Source organism: Xylophilus sp. ASV27, from assembly GCF_016428875.1.
Taxonomy (GTDB): domain Bacteria; phylum Pseudomonadota; class Gammaproteobacteria; order Burkholderiales; family Burkholderiaceae_C; genus Xylophilus.
On the sequence record NZ_JAELTO010000008.1, the window covers coordinates 37,698 to 63,230 of the forward strand.

Consider the following 25,533-nt stretch of genomic DNA (forward strand, 5'->3'; position numbering starts at 1 on the left):
ATGGCGAAAGACGATGTCATTCAGATGCAAGGGGAAGTGGTCGAAAATCTGCCAAACGCAACTTTTCGCGTGAAGCTGGAAAATGGCCACATCGTGTTGGGTCACATCTCGGGAAAGATGCGCATGCACTACATACGCATCCTGCCCGGCGACAAGGTGACGGTGGAGTTGACGCCCTACGACTTGTCGCGGGCCCGTATTGTGTTCCGCGCCAAGTAAGCCGGAACGAACCATGAGTTTTAGGAGAATGCAATGAGAGTTTCGGCTTCGGTCAAGAAAATCTGCCGCAACTGCAAGATCATCCGCCGCAAGGGTGTGGTACGCGTGATCTGCACCGACCTGCGCCACAAGCAGCGTCAGGGTTGAAGAGTTTTAGAGGACGAACATGGCACGTATTGCTGGCATCAACATCCCGCCGCACAAGCACGCTGAGATTGGCCTGACCGCCATTTTCGGTATCGGTCGCACCCGCGCCCGCAAGATCTGCGAAGCGAGCGGCATCGCTTACTCGAAGAAGATCAAGGATCTGACCGACGCCGATCTCGAGAAGATCCGTGACCAGATCGCGCTCTTCACGATCGAAGGCGACCTGCGTCGTGAAACGACGATGAACATCAAGCGCCTGATGGACATCGGCTGCTACCGCGGTTTCCGTCACCGTCGCGGCCTGCCGATGCGCGGTCAGCGTACCCGTACCAATGCCCGCACCCGCAAGGGTCCGCGCAAGGGCGCGGCGGCTCTGAAGAAATAACCGGGACTGAAAGAGAAACATGGCCAAGTCTCCTGCCAATAACGCCGCGCAGCGCGTTCGCAAGAAGGTCCGGAAGAACGTTTCGGACGGCGTTGCACACGTGCACGCTTCGTTCAACAACACCATCATCACGATCACCGACCGCCAGGGCAATGCCCTGTCGTGGGCTTCGTCGGGTGGCCAGGGCTTCAAGGGTTCGCGCAAGTCGACTCCGTTCGCCGCTCAGGTCGCTTCGGAAGTCGCCGGCCGTGCCGCGATCGAACAAGGCATCAAGAACCTGGACGTCGAGATCAAGGGCCCGGGCCCAGGTCGCGAATCCTCGGTGCGGGCCCTCGGCGCGCTGGGCATCCGCATCACCTCGATCTCCGACGTGACGCCGGTGCCGCACAACGGTTGCCGTCCCCAGAAACGCCGCCGTATCTGAGCGTTCGCGCTCGATGATGAGCCTGCGGCTACAATCGCAGGCTTTTTTCCGCTTTTTTCCATAAGCCCACCGCTAGCCGCAACTGACGGCTAGCTCCCGCATCCTGCATGCGGAAGATGACACAAAGGACGCTCAAGTGGCACGCTATCTCGGCCCCAAGGCCAAACTTTCCCGCCGTGAAGGCACCGACCTGTTCCTCAAGAGCGCACGCCGCTCCATCGCGGACAAGGCCAAGTTCGACTCCAAGCCCGGCCAGCATGGCCGCACTTCCGGTCAGCGCACGTCCGACTACGGCCTGCAGTTGCGCGAGAAGCAGAAGGTCAAGCGCATGTACGGCGTGCTCGAGAAGCAGTTCCGCCGCTACTTCGAGCAGGCCGATCGCCGTAAGGGCAACACCGGCGCCAACCTGCTGTTCCTGCTCGAGTCGCGCCTGGACAACGTGGTCTACCGCATGGGCTTCGGCTCCACCCGCGCGGAAGCACGCCAACTGGTGTCGCACAAGGCGATCACGGTGAACGGCCAATCGGTCAACATCGCGTCCTACATGGTCAAGACCGGCGACGTGGTGGCCGTGCGCGAGAAGTCCAAGAAGCAGAACCGCGTCGTCGAGGCCCTGCAGCTGGCCCAGCAAGTCGGTCTGCCGGCCTGGGTGGAAGTCCAGATCGACAAGGCCGAAGGCGTCTTCAAGAAGGTGCCCGACCGTGACGAGTTCGGTGCCGACATCAACGAATCGTTGATCGTCGAACTGTATTCGCGCTAATTCATTTCTGCGCTGCTCCAGCGCGAGGCGCCTTCGGGGCGCCTCTTGTTTCACTCCTTGGCGCGCGGGGCACCGCCTGCCAGGGCTTCACAGCCTTACCGGTGTAACGAGCTGGGGGTATTGAGAGGAAGTCCGCATGCAAACCAATCTGCTGAAACCCAAAGCCATCAACGTCGAGCAACTTGGTCCCAATCGCGCCAAGGTGGCTCTGGAGCCCTTCGAGCGCGGCTACGGCCACACGCTGGGCAACGCGATCCGTCGCGTGCTGCTGTCGTCCATGGTGGGTTACGCAGCGACCGAGGTCACGATTGCAGGCGTTCTGCACGAGTACTCGTCGATCGACGGCGTGCAGGAAGATGTCGTCAACATCCTCTTGAACTTGAAGGGCGTGGTGTTCAAGCTCCACAACCGCGATGAAGTGACGCTGTCGCTGCGCAAGGATGGCGAAGGCGTGGTCACCGCCGGCGACATCCAGACGCCGCACGACGTCGAGATCATCAATCCCGATCATGTCATCGCGCACCTGTCGCAAGGCGGCAAGCTCGACATGCAGATCAAGGTGGAGAAGGGCCGCGGCTATGTGCCGGGCACGATGCGCCGCTACGCCGACGAAGCGACCAAGTCGATTGGCCGCATCGTGCTGGATGCGTCGTTCTCGCCGGTCAAGCGCGTGAGCTACACGGTCGAAAGCGCCCGTGTCGAGCAGCGTACCGACCTGGACAAGCTGGTGGTCGAGATCGAAACCAACGGTGCCATCTCGGCTGAGGACGCCGTGCGCGCATCGGCCAAGATCCTGGTGGAGCAACTGGCGGTGTTTGCCCAGCTCGAAGGCGGCGAACTCGCCGCGTTCGACGCTCCTGCACCGCGCGGTGGCAACACGCCGTTCGACCCGATCCTGCTGCGTCCCGTGGATGAGCTGGAATTGACGGTGCGTTCGGCCAACTGCCTGAAGGCCGAGAACATCTATTACATCGGCGACCTGATCCAGCGCACCGAGAACGAGCTGCTCAAGACCCCGAACCTGGGCCGCAAGTCGCTCAACGAAATCAAGGAAGTGCTGGCATCCCGCGGCCTCACGCTCGGCATGAAGCTCGAAAGCTGGCCGCCGGCAGGGCTCGACAAGCGCTGATAGAATTTGCGCCCCCGCTTGCGAGGGCGTTCTCGAGAATTTCGGTCCCCTCTGGATCGAGTGCCACGGGCAGTACCTGATACGGCTGCCTGTTTTTATAACGAAAGGAAAGCACCATGCGCCACGGACACGGTCTCCGTAAACTCAACCGCACCAGCTCGCACCGCCTTGCGATGCTGCAGAACATGATGAATTCGCTCATCGAGCACGAAGCCATCAAGACCACGGTCCCCAAGGCCAAGGAACTGCGCCGCGTCATCGAGCCGATGATCACGCTCGCCAAGGAAGACACGCTGGCCAACCGCCGCCTGGCCTTCAACCGCCTGCGTGACCGCGACAGCGTCACCAAGCTGTTCACCGTGCTCGGCCCGCTGTTCAAGGCGCGTCCGGGCGGCTACACCCGTATCCTCAAGATGGGTTTCCGCGTGGGCGACAATGCTCCCATGGCGCTGGTCGAACTGGTCGAGCGTTCTGCCGCAGAAGAAACTTCCGCCGAAACCGCAGCGGCCGAATAAACAGGCTATAATCTACTTCTTGTCGCGCGATGGAGCAGCCTGGTAGCTCGTTGGGCTCATAACCCAAAGGTCGCAAGTTCAAATCTTGCTCGCGCAACCACACAATCAGTGATTCCTTTTGGGAGCCACTGTTCAAAAAGCCCACTCTCCGGTGGGCTTTTTTTTGGCCTTTCCGCATGCAGCTTTCTTCCTCGCTACGTGCGCTGTCGTGGTGCCTGGTCCTGTCGCTGTCGGCATGCGCGCCGGTGGCGCGGGCGCCGGTTCCGCGGACACCGCCGCCATGCGCGCAGGCGTCGCAATGGCCGCCCATGGATCCGCGCGTCGCGACCTTGGTGGCCGAGGCCCGGCTGCAGCACCGGCTGTTCGGTGGGCAGACCATCGATCCCCAGGGGCATCTGGTGCAGGCCGGTTTCTACGAGGCCGAGACCGATCGGCCGCCGGGTGAGTCAACGCCCACCTGGCGTCGCGTACTGGGTTTCTGGCAGTCTCTCGATCCCGGCAAGCCGCGCGAGGTGCGCGGCGAGAACGGCCGCTTCACCCCTGTCGCTCCCTTGCTGGAAGCGCTGCAGGCGCAGGAGGACTCCGGCGCGCTCGACGAGCCGCAGCGCGCGGCGTTGGCGAACTCCGTGCTGCGCGTGGCCCTGGTCGACAACCCCTGGTCGGCCGCCTTCATCAGCTACCTGGAGAAGACCGCCGGCCTGGACGAGCAGGAATTCGCGTTCTCCGACGCCCACCACGTCTACGTGGAGCAGGCCTTCCGCACCGCAGCCGCCGAGCCGTCGGCTGCCGGTGCCGTGGCCGGCGCCTACCGCGCCTGCGACATCGCGACGACCACGCCCCGTGCTGGCGACCTGATCTGCCACACGCGCGGCGCGAGCGCCGGCCTCGACGGCTTCGAGTCGCTGCGCAGCGCTCTGGCGGCGCGGCGTCTGCCGCCGCTGCCGGGCCTGCCGATGCATTGCGATCTGGTGGTGGCGGTCGACCGCGAACACGGTCTGCTGGAGAGCATCGGGGGCAACGTGCTGCAGTCGGTCACGCTGCGGCAGATGGCGCTGGACCCCGCCCCTGTGTCCGCCGTGAGCCAGCGCTACTTCACCCGCCTGCCCGAGGACGACGCCGCATCCTGCACCGGCGGCAGCGCCTGCGCGCCGGCCGGCAACTTCAACCGCCAGCCGTGGGCCGTGCTGCTGCAATGGCGCAACTAGGAGGCCGTCACACCGGCGCCACCTCGACCAGGCAGTCGTAGAAGGTTGGCGCCCGGCCCAGGTCGGTCAGGCGCTGGCTGGTCAGCTCGTTGACGTTGGTGCCATCCAGGCCCGACTTGCGCCACCAGATGCCCAGGCCGTGCACCACGCCGGCCCGGGCGCGCGCGCTGACCTCGGCCTTGCAGCGGTATTCGCCGCGCGCGTTGAAGACGCGCACCACGGCCCCGGTGGCGATGCCGCGCGCGGCGGCGTCGGCGGCGTTGATCTCCAGCAGCGGTTCGCGCTCCATGTCGCGCAGGCTCTTTACGTTGACGAAGGTCGAATTGAGGAAATTGCGGGCCGGCGGCGAGATCATGGCCAGCGGGTAGGGCGAACCGGCTTCGGCCACCTCGTAATTGGGCAGGTGGTCGGGCAGGCCGTCCTGGCCCTGCGCGGCCAGGCGCTCGCTGAAGAATTCGCAGCGGCCCGATGGCGTGGGGAAGCCGCCCTGGGCGAACGGCGCCTCGGGCAGGTCCAGCGGCGCGAAGCCGTCCTGCAGCAGGCGCTCGAAATCGACCTGCGGGCCATACGCCTGCCGGCACAGCGCCTCGTCGTCGTCGCGAAAGCAGTCCTCGTCGAAGCCCATGCGCTGGGCCAGCGCGCGGAACACGGCGGTGTTGGGCCGTGCCTGGCCCAGCGGCGCGATGGCCGGGCGGTTCAGCAGCACGTCGGTGTGGCCGTAGGCGATCTGTATGTCCCAGTGTTCGAGCTGGGTGGTGGCGGGCAGCAGGTAGTCGGCGTAGTCGGCGGTATCGGTCTGGAACTGCTCCAGCACCACGGTGAACAGGTCCTCGCGCGCGAAGCCGGCGGCCACCTTGGCCGATTCCGGCGCCACTGCCACCGGGTTGCTGTTGTAGACCACCAGCGCCTCGACGCGCGGGCCGAAGCCGGGGGAGGCTTCGCGCAGCAGTTCGTCGCCGATGGTCGACATGTTGAGGGTGCGCGGCCGGCGCCCGGCCAGCAGATCGGGCCGCTGCAGCACGGCGCGCTGCACCGGGAAGGCGCCGGAGCTGCTCAGCAGCATGCCGCCGGCCCGGTTCCGCCAGGCGCCGACCAGCGCCGGCAGGCTGGCGATGGCGCGCGTGGCGTTGCCGCCGCCGCGCACCCGCTGCATGCCGTAGTTCAGGCGGATCGCGGCCGGGCGGGTGGTGCCGTAGGCGCGCGCCAGTTCGCGGATCTGCGCCTCGGGCACGCCGCAGACGGCGGCGGCGCGCGCCGGCGGCCATTGCAGGGCGCGCTCGCGCAGCGCGGGCCAGCCGAGCGTGTAGCGCTCCAGGTAGTCGTGGTCCAGCCAGTCGTGCACGATGCATTCGTGCATCAGCGCAAAGGCCAGCGCCGCGTCGGTGCCGGGCAGCAGCGCCACGTGCTCGTGGCATTTGTCGGCGGTCTCGGTGCGGCGCGGGTCGATGCAGACCAGTCGCGCGCCATTGCGCTTGGCCTCCAGCGCCAGGCGCCAGAAATGCAGGTTGCTGCCGATGGAGTTGCTGCCCCAGATCAGGATCAACCGCGCCTCGGCGAAGTGCTGCACCCGCATGCCGAGCTTGCCGCCGAGCGTCTGCACCAGGCCTTCGCCGCCGGCCGAGGAGCAGATGGTGCGGTCCAGCAGCGAGGCGCCCAGTCGGTGGAAGAAGCGCCGGTCCATGCTCTCTGCCTGCACCAGCCCCATGGTGCCGGCGTAGCTGTAGGGCAGGATGGCCTGCGGGTCGCGCGCGGCGATGGCCGACAGCCGCGCCGCGATGTCGTCCAGCGCCTCGTCCCATCCGACCGGCTCGAAGAGGCCGGCGCCCTTGGGGCCGGCGCGGCGCATCGGCTGCAGCAGGCGCTCCGGGTGGTAGGTGCGCTCGGGGTACTTGGCCACCTTGGCGCACAGCACGCCGGCGGTCATGGGGTGCGCCGGGTTGCCCTGCACGCGCACGGCCACGCCGTCCTGCACCGTGGTCAGCAGGGCGCAGGTGTCGGGACAATCGTGCGGGCAGGCGCCGCGCACCGGGGGGGTGGAGGGGGCTGGCTGGGACATGGCCTGGCTTTCCTGTAGGGGCTGTGCCGCATTGTCCACCGAGCTGCGGGGTTAGACTGTGCCGCACCACCGGCGCGCAGCCTCCGCGCGGGCGCGCCGCAGGAGCTCCACATGCCAAGCCTCGTTGAACCCATCGCCGCCGACTCGCCCGAGATCGCCGCCATCGTCGGCATCCGACGCGACATCCATGCCCATCCCGAACTCGGTTTCGAGGAGGTGCGCACCGCCGATCTGGTCGCGCAGAAGCTCACCGAATGGGGCATCCCCGTGCACCGCGGCCTGGGCCGCACCGGCGTGGTCGGCGTGCTGCGCGGAGCGCGCGACAGCAGCGGCCGCACGCTCGGCCTGCGCGCCGACATGGATGCGCTGCCGCTGCAGGAGTCCAACACCTTCGCCCACGCCAGCCGCCACCCCGGCCGCATGCATGCCTGCGGCCACGACGGCCACACCGCCATCCTGCTGGCCGCGGCGCAGCACCTGGCGCGGCACCGCGACTTCGACGGCACCGTCTACCTGATCTTCCAGCCGGCCGAGGAGGGCGGCGGCGGCGGCCGGGTGATGGTGGAGGAGGGCCTGTTCGAGCAGTTCCCGGCCGAGGCCGTGTTCGGCCTGCACAACTGGCCGGGCCTGCGCGCCGGCCAGCTCGCCGTCAGCGCCGGGCCGGTGATGGCCTCGTCCAGCGAATTCAGGATCACCATCCACGGCAAGGGCGCGCATGCGGCCCTGCCGCACCTGGGCATCGACCCGGTGCCGATCGCCTGCCAGATGGTGCAGGCCTTCCAGAGCATCGTCAGCCGCAACAAGAAGCCGCTGGACGCGGGCGTGATCTCGGTCACCATGATCCATGCCGGCGACGCCACCAACATCGTGCCCGACCAGTGCGTGCTCGAAGGCACGGTGCGCACCTTCTCGCTCAAGCTGCTGGACCTGTTCGAGCGCCGCATGCGCCAGGTGGCCGAGCACACCTGCGCCGCCTTCGACGCCCGCTGCGACTTCGTCTTCGAGCGCAACTACCCGCCCACCATCAACCACGCCCACGAGGCCGAGTTCCTGCGCCGCGTGGCCTGCGAGGTGCTGGGCGCGGAGAACGTGCTGGAGCAGGAGCCGGTCATGGCCGCGGAGGACTTCTCCTTCATGCTGCAGGCGCGCCCCGGCGCCTACGCCTTCCTGGCCAGCGGCGACGGCGCCCACCGCGACGCCGGCCACGGCATGGGGCCCTGCATGCTGCACAACCCGAGCTACGACTTCAACGACGCGCTGATAACGCCGGGCGCCAATCTGTGGGTGCGGCTGGTGCACGAGTGGTTCGCCGCGCCACGGCGCCACGCGGCCCCTTGATCCACAGCGGAAAATGCTCCAATCCCAGATTCCGCCTGGGCCATTAGCTCTACTTTCAATAGCAAAAAAGGATTGCCACCATGACCGACCTCACCGCCGCCTTCGAAACCGCCGTCGCCCAGTCCAAGACCCTGCCGGCGCGCCCTGACAACCCGACCCTGCTCAAGCTCTACGCGCTCTACAAGCAGGCCACCGAGGGCGACAACACCGGGAAGAAGCCCGCCTTCAGCGAGATCGTCGAGCGCGCCAAGTGGGACGCCTGGAGCAAGCTCAAGGGCACCGCACCGGACGCGGCGCGGCAGCAGTACATCGACCTGGTGGAGGCGCTGAAGGCCGCCTAGCCTTAGTCGCTCGGAGCCGCCGGCGCCGTGGCCTGCTGCTGCGGCAGCTCGGTCTCCAGCGCCGCGCGGCGCTCGGGTGGGGGCAGGGCCGCCAGGCGCCGCACCTCGGCGTAGAAGCGCGGCCACGGGTCGCCCGGCTGGCGGGCGAGGCGGGCGAACAGCGCCTCGAAGGCCGGCACCAGCGCGTCGTAGGCGGCTTGCGCGCCGAAGGCGGCATTGTTGGCGCGCGCCACCCAGTCGTCGTAGCCCGCGTACTGGCGCGGGTCACCGCCCCAGCCCGCGCGCAGGCGCGCATAGCGCGCCCGGAAGTCGTCCATTGCTTCTTTTTTCATAGCTAGAAGCCCAGATATGTCCTGGGCTTCAGGCGTATTCTGTGCATAAATGGCGGTCAGGCGCGCGCGCGTCTGCTGCACCAGGGCGCGGAAGGCGCTGCGCGCGCCGGCAAAGCGGGCGTATTCGGCGCGCGCCGCGTCCGAGGCCTCGCTGGCGAGCCAGCGCTGCTGGCCCATGCGTTCCACCGCGGTGGCGAAGGACTCGTTGAAGGTGGTGTCGTCCTTGGCGTAGGCCACCTGGTGCGCCAGCTCGTGAAAGATGATGCGCGCCAGCTCGCCCTCGGGGTAGCCGATGAAGGTGTTGAGCAGCGGGTCGCCGCCCAGCCAGTTGGTCCAGCCCAGGGTGGAATAGGCCGGCACGCCGTACACGGTGGTCTCGAAGTCCTCGGCCCGCATGCGCGCGGCCTCGGCCCGCGCCTGCGCTTCGTCGTAGTAGCCGCGGTAGCCGATGCAGCCGGCCACCGGGAAGCACCAGGTGTGCAGCGTCAGCGACAGCGGCGGCGCGGCCACCACGTTCCACAGCGCGGCACTGCGGTGCAGGTCGGCGTAGCGCCGGTAGCTGGCGTTGTCGGGCAGCCCCAGTTCGCGCGAGGCGTAGCCGCGGATGCGCTGGGCCAGCCGCAGCCGCTGCTTGAGCGCGGCGGGCGTGCTGGCGTCGGCCAGCCATTGGTCGACCGGCCGGGCCGCCTGCATCAGGCGCAGGTGGCCGCTGACCGACTGCCAGTAGTAGCCGGCGGTGCTGCGCGTGTCGGCGCAGCCCGACAGCGCCGCGCCCAGCAGCAGGGCGCTCAGGCCGCGCGCAAGCTGCGCTCGCCGGGCGCGGCGGGGAGGCGGGGAAGGGGGCACGGTCAGCAGAGCGGCGTCAGCGAAGTTTCGGCTGGAAGTGTAGAGTTCCCAGGGCGTGCGGTCATCGGCGGTGCCAGCGATTGCGCTCTTGTCCGACACCCGCATGGTTGACGCCCGGCATCAGTGGCAGAAAACTCCCAACCCATGGATTCCCTCACCGGCAAGATCGAACGCGAACTCCGTCAATTGCCCGTGCCCGTGGCATTGCGGCTTCCGTCGGGCCAGCGCGTCGGCCCGGACCCGGCCTCGGTGCTGCTGAGCTTCCATGACGCCATCGCCCTGGCCCAGCTCGCCAACCGTCAGATCGGGGCGGTGGGCGAGGCCATCGTCGAAGGCCGGGTCGACGTGCAGGGCCGCATGTCCGACCTGATGGCCGCCGTGGCCGGCCTGCTGCCCGGCAACCCGACCGCCAGCAACACCTCCTGGTGGACCCACATGCTGCGCCGGGCCAAGTCGCTGACCCAGCACACGCGCGAGCGCGACGCCGCGCAGATCCAGTTCCACTACGACATTTCCGACGACTTCTACGCCCTCTGGCTGGACCCGCGCCGCGTGTACTCCTGCGCCTACTACCGCGACGAGGGCATGACCCTGGCCCAGGCGCAGGAGGCCAAGCTCGACCTGATCTGCCGCAAGCTCGACCTGCGCGCGGGCGAGCGCTTCCTGGACATCGGCGCGGGCTGGGGCGGCCTGCTGCTCTGGGCCGCCGAGCACTACGGCGTGGACGCCACCGGCATCACGCTCTCGCGCAACCAGCATGCCTACGTCAACCGCCTGATCGAGGAGCGCGGCCTGTCCGGCCGGGTGCGGATGGAACTGCGCGACTACCGCGACATGGACACCGGGCAGCCGTTCGACAAGATCGCCTCGGTCGGCATGTTCGAGCACGTGGGCCGGGTCAACATGGTGCGCTACTTCCGCACCGTGCAGAAACTGCTGCGCCCGGGCGGGCTGATCATGAACCACGGCATCACCGCCGGCGGGCTCACCAACGCGCAGCTCGGCGCCGGCATGGGCGACTTCATCGAGAAGTACATCTTCCCCGGCGGCGAACTGCTGCACGTGAGCCAGGTCATGCACGACCTGGCCGAGGTCGGGCTGGAGATGGTCGATACCGAGAACCTGCGGCCGCACTACGCGCGCACGCTCTGGGCCTGGTCGGACGCGCTGGAGTCCCGGCTCGACACCGCGCGCGAGATTCTGGCCGCCACCGGCGACGCCACGCGCGCCGAGAAGGTGCTGCGCGCCTACCGGCTCTACCTGTCGGGCTGCGCCATGTCCTTCGAGCAGGGCTGGATCTCGCTGCACCAGATCCTGGCGACCCGGCCCAACCACCAATTGGAAGGCGGCGCCATCCGCGCGGCCCAATCGGACTATCCGTTCCGGCGCGATTACATTTACGGAGAAAAAAGCACACCATGTTCAAATTCAAATCCCAAGCCACCGCAGAAGTCATCCTCCTCGAAGCCAGCGCCCAGCAGGTGCTGAAGATCATCGGCAAGGAAGCGTTGCCGCAGGGCATCGTCACCGTCGCGCAGATCCCCGCGGCCATCGCCGCGCTGGAAGCCGCGGTGCGGCATGACGAAGAACAGCCGCACCAGCTCGCCGACGAGAACGCCGACGGCGCAGGCCACCATGCGCACGGCGAGAACAGCGTCACCCTGCGCCAGCGCGTGGCGCCCTTCATCGACATGCTCCGGCGCAGCGCCGCCGAGAAGAAGGACGTGGTCTGGGGCGTGTGAAGCGCCCGGCAGTCCGGTCGGTGCTATGTAAGAAGTAGCATGTAGCCCTGGAAGCATCAGTGCTTCAGTGCTCGAAGTGTCTGAAGTCCTTTTTCAACCAGGGCTTCATGCTATATTTTTTGTGGCTATCCTCAATCCACCGTAGCGCCCGAGGTCTTCACCACCTTGGCCCACTTGCGGTGTTCGCTGTCGATCAGCGCGGCGAATTCCTGCGGCGTATTGCCACCGGGAATGGCGCCCTGAGCTTGCATTTTCTCCTTCAGGGCCGGCGACTTCAGCGCCTTGGCCAGCTCCTGCTGGAGGCGGTTGACGATCTCCGGCGCGGTGCCCGCCGGCGCCAGCAGCCCGAACCACGAACTGGCCTCGAAGCCCTTGAGCGCCGGGCCGCCGGCCTCTTCCACCGTGGGCACGTCGGGCAGGGCGGGCGAGCGCTGCGCGCTGGTCACTGCCAGCGCCACCAGCTTGCCGGCCTTGATCTGCTGCATGGAGGAGGGCAGGTTGTCGAACATCACGTCCATGTTGCCGCCCACCAGGTCCAGCAGCGCCGGGCCCGAGCCGCGGTACGGGAAGTGGACCATGTAGATGCCGGTCATCGACTTGAACAGCTCGCCGGCCAGGTGGATCGAGGTGCCGTTGCCGCTGGAGGCCATGTTGAGCCTGCCCGGCCGCTCCTTGGCCACGCGGATGAAGTCCTGGACGTTGTGGATGCCCATGGCCCTGGCCTTCTCGGCGTTCATTTCCATCACGTTGGGCACGGCGGCCACCAGCGTGACCGGGGCGAAGTCCTTGATCGGGTCGTAGGGCAGCTTGCCGTAGAGCGCGCGGTTGATGCCGTGCGTGCCCACCGTGCCCATCAGCAGCGTGTAGCCGTCCGGCGCGGCCTTGGCCACCGCCTCGGCGCCGATGTTGCCGCCCGCGCCCGGCCGGTTGTCCACGATGAACTGCTGGCCGAAGGCCCTGGACAGCTCGGGCGCCACGGCGCGCGCGAGGATGTCGGTGGTGCCGCCCGGCGCAAAGGGCACGACGATGCGCACCGGCTTGCCCGGCCAGGCGGCCTGTGCCAGCGCCGTGGCCGAGCACAGCGCGCCCACGGCCAGCGTGGCGGCGGACAGCAGGGTGCGCAGGGCGCGTCTCCGGGGGAAATGCATGCGGTTCTCCTTGGTGCAGATGGCGCGAGCTTGGCAGCGGCCCATGGCCTTGGCAGCACGTGAAAACCCGCAGCCATGGCACCGGCGCAAAAAAGCCGCCCGGAGGCGGCCGAACGAAACCTGCGGCCTGGGCCGCGCGTGCCGATCAGTCGGCGTAGGCGCCGGCTTCCTTGATGATCGGGGTCCACTTGGCGATCTCGGCCAGCACGAACTCCTTGTGGCCGGCCGGCTCGATGCGCTTGTCGTGCGCGATCACGGCGCCCAGGGCCTCTTCCTTCTTGATGAATTCAGGGTCCTTCAGGGCGACCTTCAGCGCGTCGTTGAGCTTCTTCAGCACGGCCGGCGGCGTGCCCTTGGGGGCGTACAGGCCGTGCCAGATCGTGACCTGGAAGTTGGGCACGCCCACTTCCTGCATCGTCGGCAGGTCCTTCAGGGCCGGCGTGGTCAGGCGCTGGGGCGTGGTCACGGCATAGGCCTTGACCTTCTTGGCCTCGATCTGCTGCGTGGTGTTGGTGGTCTGGTCGCACAGCAGGTCGACCTGGTTGCCCATCAGGTCGGCGATGGCCGGCGCCGCGCCCTTGTAGGGCACGGGCGTCATTTCCGTCTTGAGGGCGCTCTGGAACAGCAGGCCGCACAGGTGCGAGGCCGAGCCGACGCCGGCATTGGCCAGGTTGATCTTGCCCTTGTTGGCCGCGATCCAGCCGGTGAGCTCCTTGTAGTTGTTGGCCGGCAGCGTGGGCTTGCCGACCAGCGTCATGGGCACGTCGTTGATGATGCCCAGGTATTCGAAGTCGCTCTCGACCTTGAACGGCAGCTTGCGGTACAGGCCGGGCATGGTGGCCATGCCGATGTGGTTGAGCAGCAGGGTGTAGCCGTCCGGGTTGGCGCGGGCGACCTTGGCGGTGCCGATGGAGCTGCCGGCGCCGGCGGCGTTGTCGATGATCACGCTCACTCCGCCCAGCGGCTTGCGCAGTGCCTCGCCCAGGTCGCGCGCCACGCGGTCGGTCGGGCCGCCGGCGGTGAACGGCACCACGATGGTGATCGGCTTGCCGGCGGGGAATTCCTCGGCCTGCACACCGAATGCGCCGAGCGCGGCGGCCGCCAGCACGGAGAGGGAGAGCAGTTTACGCATGGAAGAAGAATCCTCAGAAAAGTAACAGGATGAAATCGCGCGATCCTCGCACACCGGGGGGAAGCCGGCCAGAGGGCAAACACTTAAAACGCCCGGCCCCGGGCCCGCTCACTGGTAGCTGCGCGCGTCCTCGATGAGCTTGCCGTCGTTCGGCAGGCTGCCCGGCGGGCGCAGTTCGACCTCGCCGCGCAGCTTGGTGACTTCGCGGATCGCCTGGCCCAGGTGCTGCGCCAGGCCGGTGTCCGGGGCGGCGCATTCGGCCAGCAGCAGCAGGCGGTCGTCGGCCATTGCGCCGGAGACCACGAGGCGCAGCCGGCCCAGGTCGGGGAAGCGGCGGCCGATCTCGGCCACCTGGGCCGGGTGCACGAACATGCCGCGCACCTTGGTGGTCTGGTCGGCGCGGCCCATCCAGCCGCGGATGCGGGTGTTGCTGCGGCCCGTGGGGCAGCGGCCCGGCAGCACGGCCGAGAGGTCGCCGGTGCCGAAGCGCACCAGCGGGTAGGCCGGGTTGAAGCTGGTGACGACCAGTTCGCCGACCTCGCCCTCGGCCACCGGGTCGCCGGTGCCGGGAGTGACGATCTCGACGATCACGCCCTCGTCCAGCACCAGGCCTTCGCGCGCGGCGGTCTCGTAGGCGATCAGGCCGAGGTCGGCGGTGGCGTAGCACTGGTAGGCCTCCACGCCGCGCGCGCGCACCCAGTCGCGCAGCGAGGGCGGAAACGCCTCGCCCGAGACCAGCGCGCGGCGCAGCTGCGGCAGCGCGGTGCCGCGCTCGGCGGCCTTCTCCAGCAGGATGCGCAGGAAGCTCGGGGTGCCGACGTAGCCGCTGGCGCGCAGTTCGGCCAGCGCCTGCACTTGCTGCTCGGTCTGGCCGGTGCCGCCGGGGAAGACGGTGCAGCCCAGCGCCTGCGCGCCGCTCTCCATCATGGCGCCGGCGGGCACGAAGTGGTAGCTGAAGCTGTTGTGCAGCAGGTCGCCGCTGCGAAAGCCCGCGGCGAAGAAGGCGCGCGCCATGCGCCAGTGGTCGCCGCGCTGCGCGTCGGGCTCGTAGAGCGTGCCGGGGCTGGCGAAGATGCGCGGCATGCCGGGCCCGTAGCCGAATGCGCCGAAGCCGCCCATGGCGTCGCCGCCCTGCGCGCGCGCGGCCTGCTGCTGCTCCAGCAGTTCGTGCTTGCGCGTCACCGGCAGCCGCGCCAGCGCGGCGCGGCTGCGCACCGCGGCGGCGTCGATGCCGTGCAGGATGCGCGCGAAGGCCGGCGCCCGGGCCTGGGCGTAGGCGATCTGCGCCGGCAGCGCGGCGAACAGGGCGGCCTCGCGCGCCTCTGGGTCGCGCGTTTCCAGCGCGTCGTAGTGCTCGGTCATGGGCGGCTCCCTCAGGCCAGCCAGCGCTTGCGGCGCTTGTAGCTCTTGACGTCGCGAAAGTTCTTGCGCGCGGCGCCGCCCATGCCCAGGTAGAACTCCTTGACGTCCTCGTTGCCGGCGAGCGTGGCGGCGCTGCCGTCCATCACCACGCGGCCGCTTTCCAGGATGTAGCCGTAGTCGGCATAGCGCAGCGCCATGGCGGTGTTCTGCTCGGCCAGCAGGAAGGTGACCTTTTCCTTGTCGTTGAGGTCCTTCACGATGCCGAATACTTCCTCGACGATCTGCGGCGCCAGGCCCATGGAGGGCTCGTCGAGCAGCACCATGCGCGGGTTGGCCATGAGCGCGCGGCCGATGGCGCACATCTGCTGCTCGCCGCCCGAGGTGTAGGCGGCCTGGCTGCCGCGCCGCGTCTTGAGCCGCGGAAAGTAGGCGTAGACCTTCTCCAGGTTGGCCGCCACCTCGCCCTTGTCGTGGCGGGTGTAGGCGCCGGTCAGCAGGTTTTCCTCGATGCTGAGGTGGGCGAAGCAGTGTCGGCCTTCCATCACCTGCACCACGCCGCGCTCCACCAGCGCGGCGGGCGAGAGCTTTTCGATGCGCTCGCCGCGCAGCTGGATGCTGCCCTTGGTGACCTCGCCGCGTTCGCCGGCCAGCAGGTTGGAGATGGCGCGCAGCGTGGTGGTCTTGCCCGCGCCGTTGCCGCCGAGCAGCGCGACGATGGCGCCTTCGGGCACGGCCAGGGAGACGCCCTTGAGCACCAGGATCACATGGTGGTAGATGACCTCGATGCCGTTGACGTCGAGCAGCGGGGGCGGCGCGGCGGCGGCCGTGGCGGCGGGGAGCGGAGCGTTCATGGGCGCTTTCGGTCGAAGACTGGATTTGCTATCGAATAAATAGCTAGAAGCCCAGGTGATTCCTGGGCTTCAGGCACTTTTGGCTCGATTTTTACATGCAGCTGCGCACGGTCACGTTCTTGTCCTTGGCGTACTTGGCCGCGTACTCCTGCACCAGCGGGGTGATGTGGGTCTTGTCCGACTGGTACCAGTCGGACTTGATCTCCCACTTGCCGCCGTCCCACTGCACGATGCGCGCCCAGTCGTCGCCCATGTGGTTCTGGCAGGAGGTCTTCACCGGCCGCATCAGCTCGCCAAAGCCCAGGGCCTTGAGCTTGTCGGCGGTCAGGTCGAGGTGTTCGTAGCCCCAGCGCACCTGCTCGGACGCGAGCGCCTTGCCCTTGCCGTACTTCTCCTGCGCGGCGCGGATCGCCTCGACCTGGAGCATGGAGATCATCATGCCGCGCGTGTGCGCGATCGAGCCGATGCTGCTGGGCGCGCCAGTGCCCTGGCCCTTGTCGTAGACGTACTTCTTCAGCTCGTCGTGGACCTTGTCCTTGGCGGCGCTGTTGTGGATGGTGATCGCGTTGTAGCCCTTGGCGCCGGCGCCGATGTCCTTCACGTCGTGGTCGGAGCCGGCCCACCAGATGCCGTAGATCTTCTCGCGCGGGTAGCCGCTGGCCTGCGCCTCGCGGATGCCGGCGGGCGTCATCACGCCGGCCGACCAGAAAAGCACGTAGTCGGGCTTCTGCTGGCGGATCTGCAGCCAGGTGCTCTTCTGCTCCACGCCGGGCGGCGTCACCGGGAACAGGCTCACCTCGAAGCCCTCGGCCGCCGCGCGCCGCTGCAGCAGCGGGATCGGCTCCTTGCCGTAAGGGCTGTCGTGGTAGACCAGCGCGATCTTCTTGCCCTTCAGGCTGCCCTTCTCCTTCTTGGCGATGTCCTGCAGCATCACGTCGGCGGCGGTCCAGTAGGTGCCCAGCAGCGGGAAGTTCCACTGGAACACCGTGCCGTCCACCGACTGCGACAGGCCATAGCCCGGCGTCTCGATCGACACCTTGTCGGCATAGGCCTTGTCGGTCACGGCGAAGGTGATGCCGGTGGACTGCGGGTCGAAGCCCGAGGCGCCGGTGCCCTTGGTCTTCAGGCGCTCGTAGCACTCCACGCCCTTGGCCGCGTCATAGGCGGTCTCGCACTCCTCGTAGGCCAGCTTCACGCCGTTGACCCCGCCGTCGCGCGCGTTGATCAGCTTCAGGTAGTCCTGCTTGCCGTCGGCCCACGGAATGCCCAGCGGCGCGAACTGGCCGGTGCGGTACACCAGCAGCGGAATGAACTGCTCGGCCGCCTGGGCCTGCGCCAGCGTGGAGGTGGCGAGCGCCGAGAGTCCGGCGGCAGCGACGGCCGCAGCGAGCGCGATCTTCTTGAGTTGCATGCTTGTCTCCTGTTGATGGGCACATAGTGCGTGGTTGAGGTGAAACGACGGTAGAGAGGGGCGGTTGTTCATTCGAGGGCGCGCCGCGCCGCCCCCTGAAAGAAGCAGGCGAAGACACGCAGTGCGAAGCCCGGGGGTGTGCCATGGTCAATGCGGGAAGGGCCAGAGGCGGAGCTTTTGGCGGGCCGTAGACCACAGGCGTGCCAGGCCATGCGGCTCGACGATCAGGAAGAACACGATCAGCGCGCCGAAGATCATGTGCTCCAGCTGCGAGGCGGTGGCGGTCGAGATGTTCAGGCCCAGCCAGTGCGGCACGTAGTTCAGCAGCAGCGGCAGCAGCACGATGAAGGCCGCGCCGAAGAAGCTGCCGGCGATCGAGCCCAGCCCGCCGATGATGATCATGAACAGCAACTGGAAGGACTTGTCGATGCCGAAGGCCGCCGGCTCCCAGGCGCCCAGGTGCACGAAGCCCCACAGCGCGCCGGCCACGCCGACGATGAAGCTGCTCACCGCGAAGGCCGAGAGCTTGGCGTACACCGGCCGGATGCCGATCACGCTGGCGGCCACGTCCATGTCGCGCATGGCCATCCACTCGCGGCCGACCGCGCCGCGCACCAGGTTCTTGGCCAGCAGCGCGAACACCGCGACGATGGTCAGGCACAGCAGGTACTTCTGCACCGGCGAATCGAAGCGGTAGCCGAACATCTCCAGCGCGCCCACGCTGACCGAGCCCGAGGACGAATCGTTGGTGACCCACTTCATGCGGTTGGTGAACCAGTCCACGAAGAACTGCGCCGCCAGCGTGGCCACCGCCAGGTACAGCCCGCGGATGCGCAGGCTGGGAATGCCGAACAGCACGCCGAACACCGTGGCGCACAGCCCGCCGCCCAGCAGCGACAGCAGCAGCGGCATGCCCTCGATGCGCGCCTGCAGGTTGTAGGCCGCATAGGCGCCCACCGCCATGAAGGCGCCGGTGCCCAGCGAGATCTGGCCGCAGTAGCCCACCAGGATGTTCAGCCCGATCGCCGCCAGCGCCAGGATCAGGAACGGGATCGCCACCGCACGGAAGAAGTAGTCGCTGCCCAGCGAGGGCACGGCGACGAACGCGACCAGCAGGAAGGCCAGCATCGCCCACCGATCCTGCGCCACGGGGAACAGCGCGAGGTCGGCCCCGTAGCTGCTCTTGAATTGGCCATTCTCTCTATAGAACATTGCGCTCCCCCAGGCTTGCCCACTGCGTGTGGCCGCCAACCCCCCGCCGGGGGCGGCACCGGCGGCCCGGCAAAGCCGGCTCCGTGGTGTCACCGGCAGGGCGGCAGCACAGCCTCGATGTTTGTCTGCTTGTCATACGCGGTCGATGATCTTGTCGCCGAACAGGCCCTGCGGCCGCACCAGCAGGAAGGCCAGCGCGAGCACGTAGGCGAACCAGTTCTCGATGCCGCCGCCCACGAACGGGCCCAGGTAGATCTCGGAGAGCTTCTCGCCCACGCCGATGATCAGCCCGCCCAGGATGGCGCCCGGCACCGAGGTCAGGCCGCCCAGGATCACCACCGGAAACGCCTTGAGCGCGACCAGCGAGATCGAGAACTGCACGCCCAGCTTGCTGCCCCAGATCACGCCGGCCACCAGCGCCACGATGCCGCCGACCGACCAGACGATGACCCAGATGCGCGCCAGCGGAATGCCGATGGACTGCGCCGCCTGATGGTCGTCGGCCACCGCGCGCAGCGCGCGGCCGGTGCGCGTCTTCTGGAAGAACAGCGAGAGCGTGGCCACCAGCAGCGCCGCGATCAGCGCCGACACCAGGTCCTCCTGGCTCAGCAGCAGGCCGCCGGGGAAGGTGTTCTCCAGCACGATCAGCGGGTCCTTGGGCATGCCCACGTCGATCTTGTAGGTGGCGCTGCCGAACAGCAGTTGGCCCGCGCCGTCGAGGAAGTAGCTGATGCCCAGCGTGGCCATCAGCAGCGTGATGCCCTCCTGGTTCACCAGCCGGCGCAGCGCCAGCCGCTCCACCAGCCAGGCCACGACCACCATGCACAGCACCGCCGCGACGAAGGCCAGCAGGTTGCTCAGCAGCCGGTTGTCGAAGCCCAGCCATTGCGGGATCCACTCGGAGAAGCGGGCCATGGCCAGCGCGGCGAACAGCACCATGGCGCCCTGGGCGAAATTGAAGACGCCCGAGGCCTTGAAGATCAGCACGAAGCCCAGCGCCACGAGCGCGTAGAGCATGCCGGCCATGAGCCCGCCGAAGACGGTTTCGAGAAAAAATCCCATATCAGTGTTCTCCCCCCAGATAGGCGCGAATGACCTCGGGATTGCTGCGCACTTCCTGCGGCGTGCCGTCGCCGATCTTCTTGCCGTAGTCCAGCACCACCACGCGGTCGGAGATGTCCATCACCACGCCCATGTCGTGCTCGATCAGCACGATGGTGGTGCCGAACTCGTCGTTCACGTCGAGGATGAAGCGGCACATGTCCTGCTTCTCCTCCACGTTCATGCCGGCCATGGGCTCGTCCAGCAGCAGCACCTGCGGCTCCATGGCCAGGGCGCGGCCCAGGTCCACGCGCTTCTGCAGGCCATAGGGCAACTGGCCCACGGGCGACTTGCGGTGCGCCTGGATCTCCAGGAAGTCGATGATGCGTTCGACGAACTCGCGGTGGCGGATCTCTTCCCTCAGCGCCGGGCCCACGCGCAGGGCCTGCAGCAGCAGGTTGCTCTTCATGCGCAGGTTGCGCCCGGTCATGATGTTGTCGAGCACGCTCATGCCCTTGAACAGCGCCAGGTTCTGGAAGGTACGCGCCACGCCCATCTCGGCCACCTGGCGGCTGTTCATGTGCGTGAAGGTCTGGCCGCGGAAGGTGATGGCGCCCTGCTGCGGCTGGTACACGCCGTTGATGCAGTTGAGCATGGAGCTCTTGCCCGCGCCGTTGGGGCCGATGATGGCGCGCACCTCGTGCTCGCGCACGTCGAAGCTGATGTCGGTCAGCGCCTTCACGCCGCCGAAGGCGAGCGAGATGTTCTTCACGTCCAGGATCACCTCGCCCGCGCGCCGCGCCGCGCTGGGCTCCTGTGCCTGCGGAAGGTCTTGTGGGGGCATGGCGCCAGCCATGGCCTGGAAGGGGACGGCGGCGTTCATGCGGCTTTCCTCACGGGAGCGAAGGTCTTGGCGTCGCCGATGCGCAGGGTGGCGCTGACGCTGCCGGTGCGGCCGTCCTCGAACTTCACCTGCGTCTCGATGAACTGCTCGGTGCGCCCGGCGTAGAGCGCGTCCACCAGCGGCGCGTACTTCTCGGCGATGAAGCCGCGGCGCACCTTGTTGGTACGGGTCAACTCGCCGTCGTCGGCGTCCAGCTCCTTGTGCAGCACCAGGAAGCGGCAGACTTGGCTGCCGGCCAGCAGGGCGTCGGCGGCGAGGTCGGCGTTGACCTTCTCCACGCAGTCCTGCATCAGCGCGTAGACCTCGGGCTTGCCCGCCAGGTCGGTGTAGCCGGCATAGGGCAGGTTGCGCCGCTCGGCCCAGTTGCCCACGGCGTCGAAGTCGATGTTGAGCATCACGCAGACCCGGTCGCGGCCGTCGCCGTAGGCCACCGCTTCCTTGATGAAGGGAAAGAACTTGAGCTTGTTCTCCACGTATTTGGGCGCGAACATGGCGCCGTCGTGCGCGCCGCCGGCCAGGCGGCCCACGTCCTTCACGCGGTCGATGATCTTCAGGTGGCCGCCGGCGTCGAGGAAGCCGGCGTCGCTGGTGCGGTACCAGCCATCGGCGGTCAGCACCTCGGCCGTGGCCTCGGGGTTCTTGTAATAGCCCTGCAGCAGGCCGGCGGACTTGATCAGGATCTCGCCGTTGTCGGCCACCTTGATCTGCACGCCGCGGATCGGCACGCCCACCGTGTCGGCGCGCGCCTGGTCGTCGGGCTGCAGGCAGACGAAGACGGCAGTCTCGGTCGAGCCGTAGAGCTGCTTGAGGTTGACGCCGATGGAGCGGTAGAAGCTGAACAGGTCCGGCCCGATCGCCTCGCCCGCGGTGTAGGCCACCCGCACGCGCGAGAAGCCCAGCGTGTTGCGCAGCGGGCCGTAGACCAGCCAGTCGCCCAGGCGGTAGTGCAGGCGGTCGAGCGCCCCCACGGCCTGCCCGTCGCGCAGCGCCGGGCCGACGCGGCGCGCCAGCGCCATGAAGTGGTGGAACATGCCGCGCTTGAGCGCGCCGGCGTCTTCCATGCGGATCATCACGCTGGTGAGCAGGCCCTCGAACACGCGCGGCGGCGCGAAGTAGTAGGTGGGGCCGATCTCCTTCAGGTCGATCATCACCGTGCTCGCGTCTTCCGGGCAGTTGACCACGTAGCCGCACGACAGCCACTGCGCGTAGCTGAAGATGTTCTGCCCGATCCAGGCCGGCGGCAGGTAGGCCAGCACCTCCTCGCGCTCGGTCAGGTGGTCGAACTCGGCGCCGGCCGTGGCGCGGTCGAGCAGGCTCGCATGCGTGTGCACCACGCCCTTGGGCTTGCCGGTGGTGCCGGAGGTGAAGAACATCGCCGCCACGTCGCCCGCCTGCGTGCGCGCCACCTGCTCGCCGAACCACTCGGGCCGGGCGGCGACGAAGGCCTGGCCGGCCTCGGCCAGCGCGTCCAGCGGCGCCACGCCGGGTTCGGCGTACTGGCGCAGGCCGCGCGGGTCGTCATACCAGATGCGCTGCAGCTGCGGGCATTCGTCGCGGATCTCCAGCAGCTTGTCGAGCTGCTCCTGGTCTTCCACCACGCAGAAGCGCACCTCGGCATTGACCAGCGGGAACACGCATTCGGCCGCCACCGCGTCCTGGTACAGCGGCACCGGAATGGCGCCCAGCGACTGCGCCGCGAGCATGGTCGCGTACAGCCGCGGCCGGTTGGTGCCGATCACCACCAGATGCTCGCCGCGCGCCAGCCCGGCCTGGTGCAGGCCGCCGGCGATGCGCCCGACCAGCGCGGCCAGCGCGCCCCAGTCGTAGGTCTGCCAGATGCCGTACTCCTTCTCGCGCAGTGCCGGCGCCGTGGGGCGCGCCTGCGCGTGCTGGAGCAGCAGGCGGGGGAAGGTGCTCATGCCAGTCCTTTGTCTCGGGTTGTGCCGTCGGCCTCCCGGGGCGGGACGGACGGCGCTTGTCTCGACTCCAATGTAGGCAGGACTTTGACGTCCAGTTGTCATTAGGCTGACAATTTGCGGGTTCTCCCTTCCCCGGACTTTCCCCAGGGCGTGTTGTGGCCAGTCGCGGCACGCTGCGCCCCATGCCCCATACCGCCCTGCATGCCCGCCGCCGTGTGCCCACCGCCGAAGAACTGGGCGGCATCCCCTGGCTCGCGGTGCTGGAGGGGCCGGCCCGGGTCCGCGCGGTGGCCGCGCTGGTGGTCAGCGACGCCGAGCCTGGCGACTTCATCTGCCGCATCGGCCGGCCGGTGACCTACTGGTTCGGCCTGGTGGAGGGCCTGCTCAAGATGGGCAACGACAGCCGCGAGGGCGACACCATGACCTTCGCCGGCCTGCCTCCGGGCGGCTGGTTCGGCGAAGGCACCGTGCTCAAGCGCGAGACCTACCGCTACAACATCCAGGCCCTGCGCCGCAGCGTGGTCGCCGGCCTGCCGGCGGACGACTTCCACTGGCTGCTGGACCACTCCATCGGCTTCAACCGCTTCGTCATGAACCAGCTCAACGAGCGGCTCGCGCAGTTCATCGCCGCGCTGGAGACCGACCGCCTGAACAGCCCTGACGCGCGGGTGGCGCGCAGCCTGGCCGCGCTGTTCAACCCGGTGCTCTACCCCGGCGTGCGCGACGTGCTGCGCATCACCCAGCAGGAACTGGCCTACCTGGTCGGCCTGTCGCGCCAGCGCGTGAACCAGGCCCTGGCCGTGCTGCAGGCCCAGGGGCTGATCCGCGTTGAATACGGCGGCGTGCGCGTGCTGCAGTTGCAGGCCCTGCGTCAGGTGCAGGGGTTGTAGGAGTGATTTTTGCTATGAAATGAATAGCTTGAAGCCTTGGATATGTCTTAATTTCATGCATATTTATTGATGAAATGAAGATACTGTCAGGGCTTCATGCTATTTATTTTGATGGTGCCGCGTCTACCCAGGGGTACCGAGGCCGGGGCGCAGGGTTGCAGTTCCGCTTCGACGCTTGCAGGATGCGTCGTCGCCAAGGCAACGGACGGCTCCGCGCTGCCTCGAGACCTACAGGTCCAGCACCAGCCTCGAAGACCGCGCCCACGAACAGCAGGGCAGCATCAGGCCCTGCGCCTGCTCCCGCGCGGACAGGTGGAAGTCGCGGTGCTCGACCTGGCCTTCCAGCACCCGCGTGGCGCATGTGCCGCAGATGCCCTGCTCGCAGGATACCGGTATGCAGATGCCGGCGCGGGCCAGGGCGACGGTGATCGGCGTGTCCGCGCGCACCATGACCACCGGGCCGCCGCGCCCGGCCTGGACCTCGATGGCGCCGGTGCGCGGAGCAGCCTGGGGCACTGGCGCAGGCGCGAAGCGCTCGACGTGCATGCGCTCCGCAGGCCAGCCGCACGCGGTGGCGGCGGTGATGAAGCCGGCCGGGCCGCACACATAGGCATGCGTGCCCGCCGGCTGCGCAGCCAGCAGGCCGGCCAGGTCGAAGCGGCCATGCCGTTCGTCGTGGTGCAGCGTGGTCCGTCCGGCCCAGGGCGCGCGGCGCAGGGCGCCGGCAAAGGCGGCGCGGCGCTCGCTGGCGCTGCAGTACACCAGCGCAAACGCGCGGCCCGCGGCATGCAGCGTCTGCGCCATGCCCAGCAGCGGCGTGATGCCGATGCCGCCTGCGAGCAGCAGCACCGGCGCCGTGCCGTCCTGCAGCGCGAACAGGTTGCGCGGCGGGGCGATGCGCAGCGTGCTGCCCGGCCGCAGCTGCGCATGCACGGCCGCCGAGCCGCCGCGCCCCGAGGGCTCGTGCTGCACCGCGATGCGGTAGCACCGGCCCCCGTCCTGCGGATTGCACAGCGAGTACGGCCGTACCCAGCCGCCGTCCAGGTGCAGGTCGATGTGCGCTCCCGCCGCGAAGGCCGGCAGCGCGCCGCCGCCCGGCGCGGCCAGTTCGAAGCTGTCGATGCCCTCGGCCTCGCGCTGGCGCGCCGCCACCCGGACCTCGATCAGGCCGTCAGAACGCATGGCGGATGCCGAGCGCGAAGGTGCTGCCGCTCGATACCGCCGTGCGGCGGTCGCCCATCAGCATGGCGTAGACGTCGGTGCGCCGGGACAGGCGGTAGTCGTAGCCCACGGTGGCGAAGGTGCGCTCGATGTGCAGCGCGCCGCTGGTGCGTGCCTGGCTCCACGAGGCCAGCAGATGGCCCGCGCCGGCCGGCACCGATACGCCCAACTGGGCAATGCCGTCGCGCGTGTCGGCCGCGGCGGTTGCGGTGCCGGAGGTGCGCACCCGGTGGTACTGGCCGTAGACCTTGGCCGGGCCGAAGTCGTAGCTGCCGCCCCACTGCCAGGCGGTCTGGTCGCCGGAGGTGAAGGGCACTTCGACCTTCTGGCCGACCAGGCCGATGGAGACGGCCTTGCCCGTGTACTGGAGCGCCGCGCTGGCATTGGGGCCGCGCGCGCTTTCCTTCAGGCCGTAGAGCAGCGTGCCGGTGAATCCGTGCAGGTTCGGCGTCCTGTAGCCGAGCGCATTGTTCCAGGCCGAGTCGCCGGCGACGCGGCCAGTGCTCTGGAAGGTGTTGCGGATGGCCGGCGAGAACGCGAACGAGCCGCCGAACGGGTTGTAGACCAGCGTGTGCAGGAAGAGCGGCGTACCGACGCGCCCCAGACTGACCTGGCCCCACTGGCCGCCAAGCCCGAGGTTGGAGGCGCGCGAGAAAAAGCCGTCGCCGTTGTAGCGGCCGGCCGCGCCAGTGTCGCCCCGGAAGTACGACTCCAGCGTGAAGCTGGCATACAGGCCGCCGCCCAGGTCTTCGCGGCCCTTGAAGCCGAAGAAGTTGGTGGTCATGTTGCCCGAACTCAGCTGGCTGCTGCGCGCGCCGCCGGCGTCCTTGAACGAGCCGACGGCGGCGTCGATTACGCCGTAGACCTGGACGCCGCTGCCGCTCGCCTGGGCATGCGCGACGCCGCAGGCCAGCAGGCTGGCGAGGCCGATCGCGCGAAGAGGGAAAAGGGGGCTGCTCATGTCATGTCCTCGTGAGGTGGTGGCAAGGGAACGAACTGGAAT

Annotated in this window: 26 protein-coding genes and 1 tRNA gene; 14 read left to right on the forward strand and 13 right to left on the reverse strand. The window is 68.3% G+C overall.

Going from position 1 to position 25,533, the window contains the following annotated elements:
• From infA to JHD63_RS03340, 9 genes are all read left to right on the forward strand, one after another.
• On the forward strand, positions 1-219 hold the full coding sequence (infA, locus tag JHD63_RS03300; RefSeq protein WP_198969230.1) for a translation initiation factor IF-1: 219 nt from the start codon (positions 1-3) through the stop codon (positions 217-219).
• A gap of 33 nt (positions 220-252) precedes the next feature.
• The gene (rpmJ, locus tag JHD63_RS03305; RefSeq protein ID WP_005793651.1) at positions 253-366 is read left to right on the forward strand and encodes a 50S ribosomal protein L36; all 114 of its coding nucleotides are present in this window, start codon (positions 253-255) and stop codon (positions 364-366) included.
• Positions 367-385: 19 nt separating this feature from the next.
• Positions 386-751 (forward strand): 30S ribosomal protein S13, encoded by a 366-nt coding sequence (gene rpsM / locus JHD63_RS03310; protein WP_198969231.1) that lies wholly within the window; start codon positions 386-388, stop codon positions 749-751.
• A gap of 19 nt (positions 752-770) precedes the next feature.
• Complete coding sequence (gene rpsK, locus JHD63_RS03315) at positions 771-1,175, forward strand: 30S ribosomal protein S11 (protein ID WP_198969232.1); 405 nt, start codon at positions 771-773, stop codon at positions 1,173-1,175.
• A gap of 136 nt (positions 1,176-1,311) precedes the next feature.
• Complete coding sequence (gene rpsD, locus JHD63_RS03320) at positions 1,312-1,935, forward strand: 30S ribosomal protein S4 (RefSeq protein WP_198969233.1); 624 nt, start codon at positions 1,312-1,314, stop codon at positions 1,933-1,935.
• 136 nt (positions 1,936-2,071) lie between these two features.
• Positions 2,072-3,064: a DNA-directed RNA polymerase subunit alpha gene (locus JHD63_RS03325; RefSeq protein ID WP_198969234.1), complete on the forward strand. Its 993-nt coding sequence runs from the start codon at positions 2,072-2,074 to the stop codon at positions 3,062-3,064.
• A gap of 116 nt (positions 3,065-3,180) precedes the next feature.
• Positions 3,181-3,579, forward strand: coding sequence for a 50S ribosomal protein L17 (gene rplQ, locus JHD63_RS03330; RefSeq protein WP_198969235.1), 399 nt, complete (start codon positions 3,181-3,183; stop codon positions 3,577-3,579).
• 23 nt (positions 3,580-3,602) lie between these two features.
• Positions 3,603-3,679 (forward strand) — tRNA-Met (locus JHD63_RS03335).
• 208 nt (positions 3,680-3,887) lie between these two features.
• Complete coding sequence (locus JHD63_RS03340) at positions 3,888-4,784, forward strand: DUF2272 domain-containing protein (protein WP_198969236.1); 897 nt, start codon at positions 3,888-3,890, stop codon at positions 4,782-4,784.
• Positions 4,785-4,791: 7 nt separating this feature from the next.
• Here the strand turns inward: JHD63_RS03340 and JHD63_RS03345 are convergent, their stop codons facing one another.
• Complete coding sequence (locus JHD63_RS03345; RefSeq protein WP_198969237.1) at positions 4,792-6,840, reverse strand: molybdopterin-containing oxidoreductase family protein; 2,049 nt, start codon at positions 6,838-6,840, stop codon at positions 4,792-4,794.
• 111 nt (positions 6,841-6,951) lie between these two features.
• Here JHD63_RS03345 and JHD63_RS03350 point away from each other — a divergent pair, with 111 nt between their 5' ends.
• Both JHD63_RS03350 and JHD63_RS03355 read left to right on the forward strand, forming a co-directional pair.
• Positions 6,952-8,178 (forward strand): M20 aminoacylase family protein, encoded by a 1,227-nt coding sequence (locus JHD63_RS03350; protein ID WP_198969238.1) that lies wholly within the window; start codon positions 6,952-6,954, stop codon positions 8,176-8,178.
• A gap of 80 nt (positions 8,179-8,258) precedes the next feature.
• A complete protein-coding gene (locus JHD63_RS03355) occupies positions 8,259-8,519 on the forward strand; it encodes an acyl-CoA-binding protein (protein ID WP_198969239.1) in 261 nt (86 codons plus the stop codon).
• Positions 8,520-8,521: 2 nt separating this feature from the next.
• Here the strand turns inward: JHD63_RS03355 and JHD63_RS03360 are convergent, their stop codons facing one another.
• Positions 8,522-9,697, reverse strand: a complete 1,176-nt coding sequence (locus JHD63_RS03360) for an aminopeptidase (protein ID WP_370590383.1) — start codon at positions 9,695-9,697, stop codon at positions 8,522-8,524.
• A 144-nt stretch (positions 9,698-9,841) separates the two neighbouring features.
• Between JHD63_RS03360 and JHD63_RS03365 the strand changes: the two genes are divergently transcribed.
• Positions 9,842-11,185, forward strand: a complete 1,344-nt coding sequence (locus JHD63_RS03365) for an SAM-dependent methyltransferase (protein ID WP_198969241.1) — start codon at positions 9,842-9,844, stop codon at positions 11,183-11,185.
• Complete coding sequence (locus JHD63_RS03370) at positions 11,116-11,439, forward strand: DUF1840 domain-containing protein (RefSeq protein WP_198969242.1); 324 nt, start codon at positions 11,116-11,118, stop codon at positions 11,437-11,439. The genes JHD63_RS03365 and JHD63_RS03370 overlap by 70 nt, the downstream gene beginning before the upstream one ends.
• 131 nt (positions 11,440-11,570) lie before the next feature.
• Here the strand turns inward: JHD63_RS03370 and JHD63_RS03375 are convergent, their stop codons facing one another.
• The 9 genes from JHD63_RS03375 to JHD63_RS03415 form a co-directional block, all read right to left on the reverse strand.
• Complete coding sequence (locus JHD63_RS03375; protein WP_198969243.1) at positions 11,571-12,587, reverse strand: Bug family tripartite tricarboxylate transporter substrate binding protein; 1,017 nt, start codon at positions 12,585-12,587, stop codon at positions 11,571-11,573.
• Positions 12,588-12,732: 145 nt separating this feature from the next.
• Entirely contained in the window at positions 12,733-13,719 is a 987-nt protein-coding gene (locus JHD63_RS03380) for a tripartite tricarboxylate transporter substrate-binding protein (protein ID WP_198969244.1), read from the reverse strand.
• Between the two features lie 108 nt (positions 13,720-13,827).
• Positions 13,828-15,081 (reverse strand): phenylacetate--CoA ligase family protein, encoded by a 1,254-nt coding sequence (locus JHD63_RS03385; RefSeq protein ID WP_198969245.1) that lies wholly within the window; start codon positions 15,079-15,081, stop codon positions 13,828-13,830.
• 11 nt (positions 15,082-15,092) lie between these two features.
• Positions 15,093-15,932 carry an ABC transporter ATP-binding protein gene (locus tag JHD63_RS03390; protein WP_198969246.1) on the reverse strand — a complete coding sequence of 280 codons (840 nt, stop codon included), beginning with the start codon at positions 15,930-15,932 and terminating at the stop codon, positions 15,093-15,095.
• Positions 15,933-16,023: 91 nt separating this feature from the next.
• Entirely contained in the window at positions 16,024-17,343 is a 1,320-nt protein-coding gene (locus tag JHD63_RS03395; protein WP_198969247.1) for an ABC transporter substrate-binding protein, read from the reverse strand.
• A gap of 147 nt (positions 17,344-17,490) precedes the next feature.
• Positions 17,491-18,555, reverse strand: a complete 1,065-nt coding sequence (locus JHD63_RS03400) for a branched-chain amino acid ABC transporter permease (RefSeq protein ID WP_198969248.1) — start codon at positions 18,553-18,555, stop codon at positions 17,491-17,493.
• Positions 18,556-18,687: 132 nt separating this feature from the next.
• Positions 18,688-19,617: a branched-chain amino acid ABC transporter permease gene (locus JHD63_RS03405; protein WP_198969249.1), complete on the reverse strand. Its 930-nt coding sequence runs from the start codon at positions 19,615-19,617 to the stop codon at positions 18,688-18,690.
• Position 19,618: 1 nt separating this feature from the next.
• A complete protein-coding gene (locus JHD63_RS03410) occupies positions 19,619-20,440 on the reverse strand; it encodes an ABC transporter ATP-binding protein (RefSeq protein ID WP_233167552.1) in 822 nt (273 codons plus the stop codon).
• A 35-nt stretch (positions 20,441-20,475) separates the two neighbouring features.
• The gene (locus JHD63_RS03415) at positions 20,476-22,419 is read right to left on the reverse strand and encodes an AMP-dependent synthetase/ligase (protein ID WP_198969250.1); all 1,944 of its coding nucleotides are present in this window, start codon (positions 22,417-22,419) and stop codon (positions 20,476-20,478) included.
• 182 nt (positions 22,420-22,601) lie between these two features.
• On the opposite strand from JHD63_RS03415, the gene JHD63_RS03420 reads away from it, so the two are divergent.
• Positions 22,602-23,309, forward strand: coding sequence for a Crp/Fnr family transcriptional regulator (locus JHD63_RS03420; protein WP_198969251.1), 708 nt, complete (start codon positions 22,602-22,604; stop codon positions 23,307-23,309).
• 228 nt (positions 23,310-23,537) lie between these two features.
• On the opposite strand, the gene JHD63_RS03425 is transcribed toward JHD63_RS03420, so the two are convergent.
• Positions 23,538-24,491, reverse strand: a complete 954-nt coding sequence (locus JHD63_RS03425) for a PDR/VanB family oxidoreductase (protein WP_198969252.1) — start codon at positions 24,489-24,491, stop codon at positions 23,538-23,540.
• Positions 24,481-25,491 carry a porin gene (locus JHD63_RS03430; protein ID WP_198969253.1) on the reverse strand — a complete coding sequence of 337 codons (1,011 nt, stop codon included), beginning with the start codon at positions 25,489-25,491 and terminating at the stop codon, positions 24,481-24,483. Before JHD63_RS03430 ends, JHD63_RS03425 begins: the two co-directional genes overlap by 11 nt.
• Between the last annotated feature and the right edge of the window lie 42 nt (positions 25,492-25,533).

Coding starts and splice junctions, on each gene's coding strand:
- infA (WP_198969230.1), top strand. CDS start 1: ATGGCGAAAGACGATGTCATTCAGATGCAAGGGGAAGTGGTCGAAAAT.
- rpmJ (WP_005793651.1), top strand. CDS start 253: ATGAGAGTTTCGGCTTCGGTCAAGAAAATCTGCCGCAACTGCAAGATC.
- rpsM (WP_198969231.1), top strand. CDS start 386: ATGGCACGTATTGCTGGCATCAACATCCCGCCGCACAAGCACGCTGAG.
- rpsK (WP_198969232.1), top strand. CDS start 771: ATGGCCAAGTCTCCTGCCAATAACGCCGCGCAGCGCGTTCGCAAGAAG.
- JHD63_RS03325 (WP_198969234.1), top strand. CDS start 2,072: ATGCAAACCAATCTGCTGAAACCCAAAGCCATCAACGTCGAGCAACTT.
- rplQ (WP_198969235.1), top strand. CDS start 3,181: ATGCGCCACGGACACGGTCTCCGTAAACTCAACCGCACCAGCTCGCAC.
- JHD63_RS03340 (WP_198969236.1), top strand. CDS start 3,888: ATGGATCCGCGCGTCGCGACCTTGGTGGCCGAGGCCCGGCTGCAGCAC.
- JHD63_RS03345 (WP_198969237.1), bottom strand. CDS start 6,840: ATGTCCCAGCCAGCCCCCTCCACCCCCCCGGTGCGCGGCGCCTGCCCG.
- JHD63_RS03350 (WP_198969238.1), top strand. CDS start 6,952: ATGCCAAGCCTCGTTGAACCCATCGCCGCCGACTCGCCCGAGATCGCC.
- JHD63_RS03355 (WP_198969239.1), top strand. CDS start 8,259: ATGACCGACCTCACCGCCGCCTTCGAAACCGCCGTCGCCCAGTCCAAG.
- JHD63_RS03365 (WP_198969241.1), top strand. CDS start 9,842: ATGGATTCCCTCACCGGCAAGATCGAACGCGAACTCCGTCAATTGCCC.
- JHD63_RS03370 (WP_198969242.1), top strand. CDS start 11,116: ATGTTCAAATTCAAATCCCAAGCCACCGCAGAAGTCATCCTCCTCGAA.
- JHD63_RS03375 (WP_198969243.1), bottom strand. CDS start 12,587: ATGCATTTCCCCCGGAGACGCGCCCTGCGCACCCTGCTGTCCGCCGCC.
- JHD63_RS03380 (WP_198969244.1), bottom strand. CDS start 13,719: ATGCGTAAACTGCTCTCCCTCTCCGTGCTGGCGGCCGCCGCGCTCGGC.
- JHD63_RS03385 (WP_198969245.1), bottom strand. CDS start 15,081: ATGACCGAGCACTACGACGCGCTGGAAACGCGCGACCCAGAGGCGCGC.
- JHD63_RS03390 (WP_198969246.1), bottom strand. CDS start 15,932: ATGAACGCTCCGCTCCCCGCCGCCACGGCCGCCGCCGCGCCGCCCCCG.
- JHD63_RS03395 (WP_198969247.1), bottom strand. CDS start 17,343: ATGCAACTCAAGAAGATCGCGCTCGCTGCGGCCGTCGCTGCCGCCGGA.
- JHD63_RS03400 (WP_198969248.1), bottom strand. CDS start 18,555: ATGTTCTATAGAGAGAATGGCCAATTCAAGAGCAGCTACGGGGCCGAC.
- JHD63_RS03405 (WP_198969249.1), bottom strand. CDS start 19,617: ATGGGATTTTTTCTCGAAACCGTCTTCGGCGGGCTCATGGCCGGCATG.
- JHD63_RS03410 (WP_233167552.1), bottom strand. CDS start 20,440: ATGCCCCCACAAGACCTTCCGCAGGCACAGGAGCCCAGCGCGGCGCGG.
- JHD63_RS03415 (WP_198969250.1), bottom strand. CDS start 22,419: ATGAGCACCTTCCCCCGCCTGCTGCTCCAGCACGCGCAGGCGCGCCCC.
- JHD63_RS03420 (WP_198969251.1), top strand. CDS start 22,602: ATGCCCCATACCGCCCTGCATGCCCGCCGCCGTGTGCCCACCGCCGAA.
- JHD63_RS03425 (WP_198969252.1), bottom strand. CDS start 24,491: ATGCGTTCTGACGGCCTGATCGAGGTCCGGGTGGCGGCGCGCCAGCGC.
- JHD63_RS03430 (WP_198969253.1), bottom strand. CDS start 25,491: ATGAGCAGCCCCCTTTTCCCTCTTCGCGCGATCGGCCTCGCCAGCCTG.